An 8,860-nucleotide genomic window follows, 5' to 3' on the forward strand; every position below is an offset into this window, starting at 1 on the left:
CCCGGCGGCCTGCAGGGCGTGCATGGCGGCCTCGGCGCCGTGCCGGCGCGTCCAGCCGGCCAGCGCCGCCTCCAGCTCCGCCTCGCGCGCACGGCGGCCGGGCAGCCGCGCCAGGGCGGGATCGGCGCCGAGATCGGGCCGCCCGATGGCCGCGCAGAGCCGCGCCCAGGCGGGGTCGTCGGTGACGGCGACGGCCAGCCATTCGTCATCGGCGCAGGGGAAGCAGCCATGCGGCACCTGGCCGGGATGGCGGTTGCCCCGGCGCGGGCCGGGCGAGCCGGTGGCCGATTGCGCGATGATCCAGGGCGCGACCAGCGGGAACATGCATTCTACCTGCGCCAGGTCGATGTGCTGGCCCTCGCCGGTGGCCTGCCGGTGCAGCAGGGCGGTGAGCAGGGCGGCGGCGGCGTTCAGCCCGCCGATCGGGTCGCCATAGGCGAGCTGGTTGGTGGTCGGCGGCCAGTCGGCCTCGCCGGAGACGGTGGGCAGGCCGGAGGCGTGCTCCAGCGTCGAGCCATAGGCGCGGGCGTCGCGCCAGGGGCCCTCGGCGCCGAAGGCCGGCATCGACAGCATCACGAGGTCCGGCCGCTCCGCCGCCAGCACCGGATAGTCGAGGCCGAGCTTCGGCAGGACCTCGCGCGCGTAGTTTTCGACCACCGCATCGGCCCCGCGCACCAGCCGCTTCAGCAGGCCGGCACCCTCGGGCGTGGTCAGGTCGAGGGTGATGCCGCTCTTGTTGCGGTTCTGCACGCAGAAGCGCAGGTCGTGCTCATAGCGCCGCCCGGTGAAGAAGGCCGGCCGCGGATCGACGCCGCGCCACCAGTCCGGATACTGGCAGGCCTCGACCTTGATGACCTCGGCGCCGAGATCGGCCAGCTGGCGCGTGCAGAGCGGCCCGGCCCAGCCCATCGACAGGTCGATGATCCGCAGCCCCGCGAGCGGCAGGCCTGGCTCCCCCGGGGGATGCTTTCCGAGGGGATGCTTTCCGAGGGGATGCTCCCCCAAGGGGCGGGGCGGCGGTGGCGGCAGGGCATCGTCCTCGCCCGCCAGGGGCGCGCGGCCGGCGGCCAGCGGGGGCGTGCGCTCCAGGCGCTGCGGCAGGGTCGGGCCCTCGAAGCGCGCCGCGCCCAGGGTGATCGCCGCGAAGGCGTCGCGGGCGCGGTGGGTCGGCGTCTCCAGCAGCCTCGCCATCTCCGGCACCACGGCGAAGGGCAGGCGGCGACGCAGCGCCTCCTCGAACCATTCCTGCGCCGTGCGCTGCAGCAGGCGCGGCGCGAAGACCGCCTCCAGCCGGTCGGCATGGCGCAGCCGGTCGAGGGCGACGATGTGCTCCGGGTCGTCGGCCAGGCCGGGCAGGTCCAGCATCTCGCAGAAGGCACGGAACTGCTGCGGCGTGACCACGGTGACTCCGAGCCAGCCCTCCTTGCAGCGATAGACGCCGAGCGGGCTGGTGGGGGCGAAGCGGTTGACGCCGTAGCGCCGCTCGACCTCCGGATTGGTCACGCCCTGCGTCGCCTGATACTCGGCGACGCTGATATTGGCCTCGTGGATGCTCACCTCGAGCCGCGCCGCGCCGCCGCCCAGCAGATGCGCGGCCGTGGCGTTGAAGGCGGCGATGCCGCCGACCACCTCGCCGGCAATGCCCCCCAGCATGGCGGGCGGGCCCTCGGCCGGGCCGGTGCAGGCGAAGACGCCGGCCAGGGCGCGGGCGGTGATGTCGGTGGCCGCGAAGTCGCGATAGGGGCCGCTGTCGCCGAACCAGGAGATGGCGGTCCGCACCGCGCCGGGGGCGCCGAGGGGCGCGGCCTCGCGCTCGGCGCGGGGGCGGGCGTCGAGCACCACGTCGCAGGCGGCGGCCAGGGCGGCCTGTCGCTCCGGCGTCGCCGTCTGGCCGCGCTTGTTGCTGTTGAGCCAGGCGAAAAGGGCGGAGTCCCGCCCGGCGCCGGTCTCGACCAGCGGCGGCTCGCGGCGCAGCGGATCGCCGCCGGGCGGCTCCAGCTTGAACACCTCGGCGCCGAAGTCCGCGAAGAGCTTGCCGGCATAGGCCAGGGCGACGCCGCCGCCGATCTCCAGGACGCGGAAGGGTGCGAGGGGCAGGGCGCGCGGGGGCTCGGCGGGCATGGTCGGCGTTTCCTCCCCGGACGGCGGCGCGGCCGTCCATTTGTGATTTGTTATATAAGATCGGCCGCCCGGCCCGGCGTCAAGCCGGCGCCTCGGCGGAGAGCGGGCCGTTGAGCTGCGGCAGGCGGCGCAGCAGCTCATCGCCATAGAGGCTGACATCGCGCTGCACGGCGAGGCGCGCCAGGCTCGGATCGCCCTCGCGCAGGCCGCGGATCACCTCCAGATGCGGATGCTGGTCGCGCGGGTGCTTCATGCGGATCTGCGTCAGCCCGGCCTGCAACGGGCCGCATTGCAGCCACAGCCCCTCGATGATCCGCAGCAGCACCGGCTGCCGCGCCAGGCCGCAGAGCGTCATGTGGAAGCGCTCGTTCTCGGCCAGCAGATCGTCCAGCCGGCGCTCGCGCACCGCCGCCATCATCCGCTCATGGATGGCGAGCAGCATCTCCGCCCCGGCCGGCCCGCTGTGCTCGGCGGCGCGGGCGGCGGCGCGGCCCTCCAGCTCGGCGCGCAGCTCTAGGATCTCGCGGCAGCGCGCCTCGGTCAGCACCGGCACGCGGACGGAGCGGTGATCGAGCTGCTGCAGCCCGTTCTCGCTCACCAGCCGCGCCAGCGCCTCGCGCACCGGCGTCGGGCTCACGCCGAGGCCGGCGGCGAGGTCGCGCAGCTTCAGCTTCTCGCCCGGGCGGAAGCGGCTGCGCATCAGGTCCAGCCGCAGCCGCTGATAGACCTTGGCGCCGACATTCTCCGCCTGGATCACCCCCTGTTCCTCGTCCATCGCCGCTCTCCCACCTCCCGACGCGGCAAGAAGGGTTGACGCCCCCGGCCCCTGGGTGGATTTTGTGATAACAAATATGACGAGGGAGCGCCAGGGCATGGCCGAGGTGAGCGTGACATCCGAAATCGCGGCGTCCGTCTGGAAGATCCAGGCCGGGCCGGGGGACCGGGTGGAGGAGGGCGACGTGCTGATGATCCTGGAGTCCATGAAGATGGAGATCCCGGTCACGGCGCCCTCGGCCGGCCGCGTCACCGCCATCCTGGTGCAGGAGGGGCAGGCGGTGGAAGAGGAGCAGGCCGTCGCGACGCTGGAGGCCTGAGATGGCCTCCCCCTCCCCGGAGGCTCCCCTGGAGGCGTCCCTGGCGGCATCCCTGGCCCCCGTGCTGATCGCCAATCGCGGCGAGATCGCCTGCCGCGTCGCGGCCACCTGCCGCCGCCTCGGCCTGCCCAGCGTGGCGGTGTATTCGGATGCCGATGCCGGGGCCCTGCATGTCGCCGCCGCCGACCGGGCGGAGCGCATCGGGCCGGCCGCGCCGCGCGAGTCCTACCTGAACATCGAGGCCATCCTGGCGGCGGCGCGGCGCTCCGGCGCCCGGTCGGTGCATCCGGGCTATGGCTTCCTCAGCGAGAACGCCGACTTCGCCGCCGCCTGCGAGGCCGCCGGCCTGGTCTTCATCGGGCCCCCGGCCGAAGCGATCCGCGCCATGGGCGGCAAGGCGGCGGCCAAGGCGGTGGCGCGCCGGGCCGGCGTGCCCGCCGTGCCGGGCTATGACGGCGAGGATCAGTCGGACGAGCGCCTCGCCGCGGAGGCGGAGGCCATCGGCTATCCCGTGATGATCAAGGCGGTGGCCGGAGGCGGCGGACGCGGCATGCGGCGCGTGGCGCGACCCGGCGATTTCGCCGCCGCGCTGGAGGGCGCCCGGCGCGAGGCCGCCGCCTTCGGCGACACGCGGCTGCTGCTGGAGAAGCTCGTCTCCCGCGCGCGGCACATCGAGGTGCAGGTCTTCGCCGATGCCCACGGCCATGTGGTGCATCTGGGCGAGCGGGACTGCAGCCTGCAGCGGCGCAACCAGAAGCTGGTGGAGGAATCCCCCGCGCCGGGGATGACGGCGGCGCTGCGCGAGGAGCTTGGCCGGCGTGCCGTGGCGCTGGCGCGCGCCGTCGGGTATCGCGGCGCCGGTACGGTGGAGTTTGTCGCCGACGCCGGCGCGGAAGATGACTCCGACGCCGGCGCGGAAGATGGCACCGATGCGGGCGCGGGGCATGCCGGGGCGCTGGCCGCCGACCGCATCTGGTTCATCGAGATGAACACGCGGCTGCAGGTCGAGCATCCGGTGACGGAGATGGTCACCGGCCTCGATCTGGTGGAGTGGCAGCTCCGCGTCGCCGCCGGCGCGCCGCTGCCGCTGCGGCAGGAGGAGATCCGCCTCGAGGGCCATGCCGTGGAGGCGCGGCTCTGCGCCGAGGACCCGGCGCGCAACTTCCTGCCCTCGCCCGGCACCCTGGCGGCGCTCGCCCTGCCGGAGCCGGGAGGGGGGCTGCGCGTCGATGCCGGCATCCGGGCCGGCGACAAGGTGACGCCCTTCTACGATCCGATGCTGGCCAAGGTGATCGTGCACGCGCCGGACCGCGCCGCGGCGCTGGCCGGCCTCGCCGCCGCGCTGCGCCGGGCGCGGGTCGAGGGCATCCGCTGGAATGCCGGCTTCCTGGCCGATCTGCTCGACACGCCGGAGATGCGGGAGGCGGCCATCGACACCGGCCTCGCCGAGCGCCTCCGCCCCCGCCTGACGCCGCCGCGCGCGGCCTGACCGAAAGGCTCCCGATGCTGAACGCCATTTCCCTCTCCCGCCCCGCGGCCCGGCCGTTGCGCGCCGCGCTGCTGGCGCTGGGCGGCAGCCTGGCCATCGCCGCCTCGGCCCAGGTGCAGGTGCCGCTGCAGCCCGTGCCGATGACGCTGCAGAGCCTCGTCGTGCTGCTGGTCGGCATGGCCTACGGGCCGCGCCTCGGCGCCGCCACCCTGGCGCTCTACCTGGCCGAGGGGCTGGTCGGCCTGCCGGTCTTCGCCGGCTTCAAGGCCGGGCCGGCGGCGCTGCTGGGCCCGACCGGAGGCTACCTGCTGGGCTTCCTGCCCGCCGCCGCCCTGGCCGGCGCGCTGGCCGCGCGCGGCTGGGGCCATGGCTGGGCGCGCGGCGCCGCCACCCTGGCGCTGGGCCATGCGGTGATCCTGGCCGCCGGCGTCTCCTGGCTGGCGGTGCTGGCGGGGCCGGCGGTGGCCGTCAGCGCCGGGCTGCTGCCCTTCCTGCCGGGCACGGCGGTGAAGGTGGCGCTGGGCGCGACGCTGCTCGCCGCGTTGCGGCGGCGTGGCGCGGAGGCCGGCCGATGAGCTGGCAGCCCGAACTGGACGAGCTGCGCGCCCGCGAGGCGATGGCGCGCGAGCTGGGCGGCGCCGACAAGGTGCGCCGCCAGCACGATGCCGGGCGGCTGACCGTGCGCGAGCGGGTGGAGGGGCTGGTCGATGCCGGCAGCTTCCGCGAGACCGGGGCCATCGCCGGCAAGGCGCAGTACGACGAGGCGGGCCGGCTCAGCGGCTTCCAGCCCTCCAACTGCGTCTTCGGCCGCGCCGAGCTGAACGGCCGCCCGGTCGTCGTGGTCGGCGACGACTTCACGGTGCGCGGCGGCTCGGCCGATGCCACGATCCGCGAGAAGCCGATCATGGCCGAGCGGCTGGCGCACGACTTCCGTCTGCCGCTGATCCGCATGATCGAGGGCTCGGGTGGCGGCGGCTCGGTGCGCACCATCGAGACCACCGGGCGCGCCAACCTGCCGGGCGGCATCGGCGGCGGCTGGCTCTACCACTACACCACGGAGAATCTCAGCGTCGTGCCGGTGGTGGGGCTGGGGCTCGGCTCGGTCGCCGGTCTCGGCGCCGCGCGGCTGGCCTCGACCCATTTCTCGGTCATGACCAAGGAGACCGCCTCGATGTTCGTGGCCGGCCCGCCCGTGGTGGCGCGGCTGGGCCAGACGCTGGAGAAGAAGGCGCTGGGCGGCTGGGAGATCCAGACGCGCAGCGGCGCCATCGACCACGCCGTCGATACCGAGGCGGAGGCCTTCGCCTGCGCCCGGCGCTTCCTCTCCTACCTGCCCTCCTCGGTCCATGAGCTGCCGCCGCTGGCGGCGCCCGGGGATCCGAAGGACGATCCGGCGCGGCGTGACGAGAAGCTCTTCACCGCCATCCCGCGCGACCGCCGGCAGGTCTACAAGATCCGCCCGATCATCGAATCCGTCGTGGACCAGGGCAGCTTCTTCGAGATGGGGAAGATGTTCGGCCGCTCCATCGTCACCGGCCTGGCGCGGCTCGACGGGCATCCGGTGGCGGTGATGGCGAGCGATCCCTTCTTCTACGGCGGCTCCTGGACCGCCGACACCTGCCAGAAGGTGATCCGCTTCCTCGACCTCGCCGAGACCTTCCACCTGCCCGTGGTCTATCTGATGGACTGCCCGGGCTTCATGATCGGGCTGGAGGCGGAGAAGGCGGCGACCATCCGCCTCGGCGTGCGTGCCATGGCGGCGCTGAACCAGACGACGGTGCCCTTCTGCACCATGATCCTGCGCAACGCCTTCGGCGTCGCGGGGGTGGCGCACCAGCCGGCCGGGCGGCTCTCGCTGCGCTATGCCTGGCTCTCGGCGCGCTGGGGCTCGCTGCCGCTGGAAGGCGGCATCGAGGCGGCCTACCGCGCCGAGCTGGACGAGGCGGCGGACCCGAAGGCGAAGCTCGCCGAGATCGAGCAGCGGCTGGAGCAGCTCCGCTCGCCCTTCCGCACCGCCGAGGCCTTCTGGGTCGAGGAGATCATCGACCCGCGCGACACCCGCCGCCTGCTCTGCGAGTTTGCGCATCTGGCCCGGCCGCTGCTGGAGCCGCGCCCCTCGGGGCTGCGCATGCGGCCGTGAGGCAACCCCGCCGGGCGCGGGCCGCCCGGCGGCGCGACCATGGGGAAGCAATGGGAAGGGGACGGATCATGGCGATGCGGCGGCTCCATGGCATGGCGGCGGGTCTGGCGGCCCTGCTGTTCTGCTCCGCGCCACAGGCCCAGGGCTTCCCGGAGCATCCGCCCCGCATCCTGGGCGGCTTCGCGGCGGGCGGCACCAGCGACATCGTCAACCGGCTGATCGCCGAGGCGGTGGCGCCGGACTTCGACCAGCGCCCGGTCGTGGAGGTGCGGACCGGCGCCAACGGCTTCATCGCGGCCGCCGAGGCGGCACGTGGCGCGCCGGACGGGCTGACCGTCGTGCAGTGCTCCACCGGCCTGCTCACCATCAGCCCGCAGCTGCCGGGCGCGCAGATCCCGATCGATCCGGCGCGGGACCTCGTGCCGATCGCCAATGTCGCGCATTCCAGCCAGGTGATGGTGGTCTCGGCCCGCTCGCCCTATCGCAGCGTGGCCGAATTCGTCGCCGCGGCGCGCGAGCGGCCCGGCCGCCTGACCTTCGCCAGCGCCGGCATCGGCTCGGTCTCCCATCTCTCCGGCGCCCGTCTCGCGCGGGTCGCGGCGCTGGAGCTGGTTCATGTCCCCTATCGTGGGGCGGCGCCGGGCGTGCTGGACGTGGCGGCCGGGCGCGCCGACACCATCATCACCAATCTTGGCGACGTGGTGGCGCAACTGGGCGAGGGGCTGCGCCTGCTCGCCTTCGCCGATGGCATTGGCTCACCGCGCTTCGCCGGCGTGCCGCAGGTCTCGGACACCCTGCCGGGCTATGCGGTGAGCGGCTGGTTCGGACTGTGTGGTCCGCGCGGCCTGCCGCCGGCGCTGGCCGCGCGCTGGTTCGAGGCGCTGCGCAGCGGCTTCGACGATCCCGCGCTGCGGCGGCGCCTGGAGGAGAACGGGCTGGTGCTGCGGCTGGAGGACAGCGCGGCCTTCGCCCGCACCGTCGCGGCGGACCGGCAGGGCTGGGGCGAGGTGATCCGCGCCGCCGGCATCCGGGCCGAATGAGTACAGGCCGAACAAGATCCGCCTGGGGAAGGAAACACGGAATGAGAAGGCTTCTGGGACTGGCGCTGCTGGGCGCCGGATTGCTGCCGGGCATGGCCCTGGGGCAGGCCGCCCCGCCCGCCGGGGAGACGCTCCGCATCATCGCCGGCTTCTCGCCCGGCGGCACCAGCGACATCATGGCGCGGCTGATGGCGGAAGCCATGGCGCCCGTCCTCGGCCAGCGGGTGCTGGTCGAGAACCGCACCGGCGCCAATGGCTTCATCGCCGCCGAGGCGGTGGCGCGCGGCCCGGTGGATGGCAGCGTGGTCTTCCAGTGCCCGATGGGCACCATGACCATCAGCCCCGAGCTGCCCGGCCTGACGCTGCCGGTCGATCCGGGCCAGGACCTGATCCCGGTCGCCAATGCCACCCTCTCCCGCTACGGCGTGGCGGTGGGCGCGCGCAGCCCCTACCGCAGCCTGCAGGACGTCCTGGCCGAGGGGCGGAAGCGGCCGGGGGCGCTGAGCTATGCCTCGGCCGGCGGCGGCTCGGCGCAGCACCTCTCGGGCGAGCGGCTGAGCCGGATGGCCGGGCTGCAGCTGCTGCACGTGCCCTATCGCGGCGCGGCGCCCGCCATGCTGGACGTGATCGCCGGCCGGGCGGACCTCATCATCAGCAATCTCGGCGACATGATCCGCCAGGTGGAGGGCGGCGAGCTGCGCCTGCTGGCGGTGGGCGACAGTGGCGAGCTGGAAGGCTATCCGGGCCTTGCCAAGCTGCCGGAGGTCGTGCCGGGGCTGGAGGTGGTCGGCTGGTTCGGCTTCTGCGGGCCGCGTGGCATGGCGCCGGAGGCGGTGGCGCGCTGGTCCGGCGCGGTGAGGACGGCGCTGGAGAATCCGGAGCTGCGGAAGAAGCTGCTGGGCAACGGGCTGACGCCGCTCTTCGAGGACCAGGCGGCCTTCGGCGCGCGCATGGGGCGCGGCCCCCGGCGCGGGGG

8 protein-coding genes are annotated in these 8,860 nt (G+C 74.4%); 6 read left to right on the plus strand and 2 right to left on the minus strand.

What is annotated here, in order from left to right; genetic code table 11:
* Together ACVMLK_RS17940 and ACVMLK_RS17945 are read right to left on the minus strand one after the other, a co-directional pair.
* On the minus strand, positions 1-2,121 hold a 2,121-nt coding region (locus ACVMLK_RS17940), incomplete at its 3' end, for a CoA transferase (RefSeq protein ID WP_457487167.1).
* A 79-nt stretch (positions 2,122-2,200) separates the two neighbouring features.
* The gene (locus tag ACVMLK_RS17945; protein ID WP_198367180.1) at positions 2,201-2,896 is read right to left on the minus strand and encodes a GntR family transcriptional regulator; all 696 of its coding nucleotides are present in this window, start codon (positions 2,894-2,896) and stop codon (positions 2,201-2,203) included.
* 97 nt (positions 2,897-2,993) lie between these two features.
* Between ACVMLK_RS17945 and ACVMLK_RS17950 the strand changes: the two genes are divergently transcribed.
* The 6 genes from ACVMLK_RS17950 to ACVMLK_RS17975 form a co-directional block, all read left to right on the plus strand.
* Positions 2,994-3,215, plus strand: a complete 222-nt coding sequence (locus tag ACVMLK_RS17950; protein ID WP_198367235.1) for a biotin/lipoyl-binding carrier protein — start codon at positions 2,994-2,996, stop codon at positions 3,213-3,215.
* Position 3,216: 1 nt separating this feature from the next.
* A complete protein-coding gene (locus ACVMLK_RS17955) occupies positions 3,217-4,704 on the plus strand; it encodes an acetyl-CoA carboxylase biotin carboxylase subunit (RefSeq protein ID WP_457487168.1) in 1,488 nt (495 codons plus the stop codon).
* Positions 4,705-4,718: 14 nt separating this feature from the next.
* The gene (locus ACVMLK_RS17960) at positions 4,719-5,279 is read left to right on the plus strand and encodes a biotin transporter BioY (RefSeq protein WP_457487169.1); all 561 of its coding nucleotides are present in this window, start codon (positions 4,719-4,721) and stop codon (positions 5,277-5,279) included.
* Positions 5,276-6,844: an acyl-CoA carboxylase subunit beta gene (locus ACVMLK_RS17965; RefSeq protein WP_198367183.1), complete on the plus strand. Its 1,569-nt coding sequence runs from the start codon at positions 5,276-5,278 to the stop codon at positions 6,842-6,844. Before ACVMLK_RS17960 ends, ACVMLK_RS17965 begins: the two co-directional genes overlap by 4 nt.
* Before the next feature lie 74 nt (positions 6,845-6,918).
* Complete coding sequence (locus tag ACVMLK_RS17970; RefSeq protein WP_457487170.1) at positions 6,919-7,884, plus strand: Bug family tripartite tricarboxylate transporter substrate binding protein; 966 nt, start codon at positions 6,919-6,921, stop codon at positions 7,882-7,884.
* Between the two features lie 41 nt (positions 7,885-7,925).
* The coding region (locus ACVMLK_RS17975; RefSeq protein WP_457487171.1) for a Bug family tripartite tricarboxylate transporter substrate binding protein at positions 7,926-8,860 on the plus strand (935 nt) is incomplete at its 3' end.

Source organism: Teichococcus aerofrigidensis (assembly GCF_054073225.1).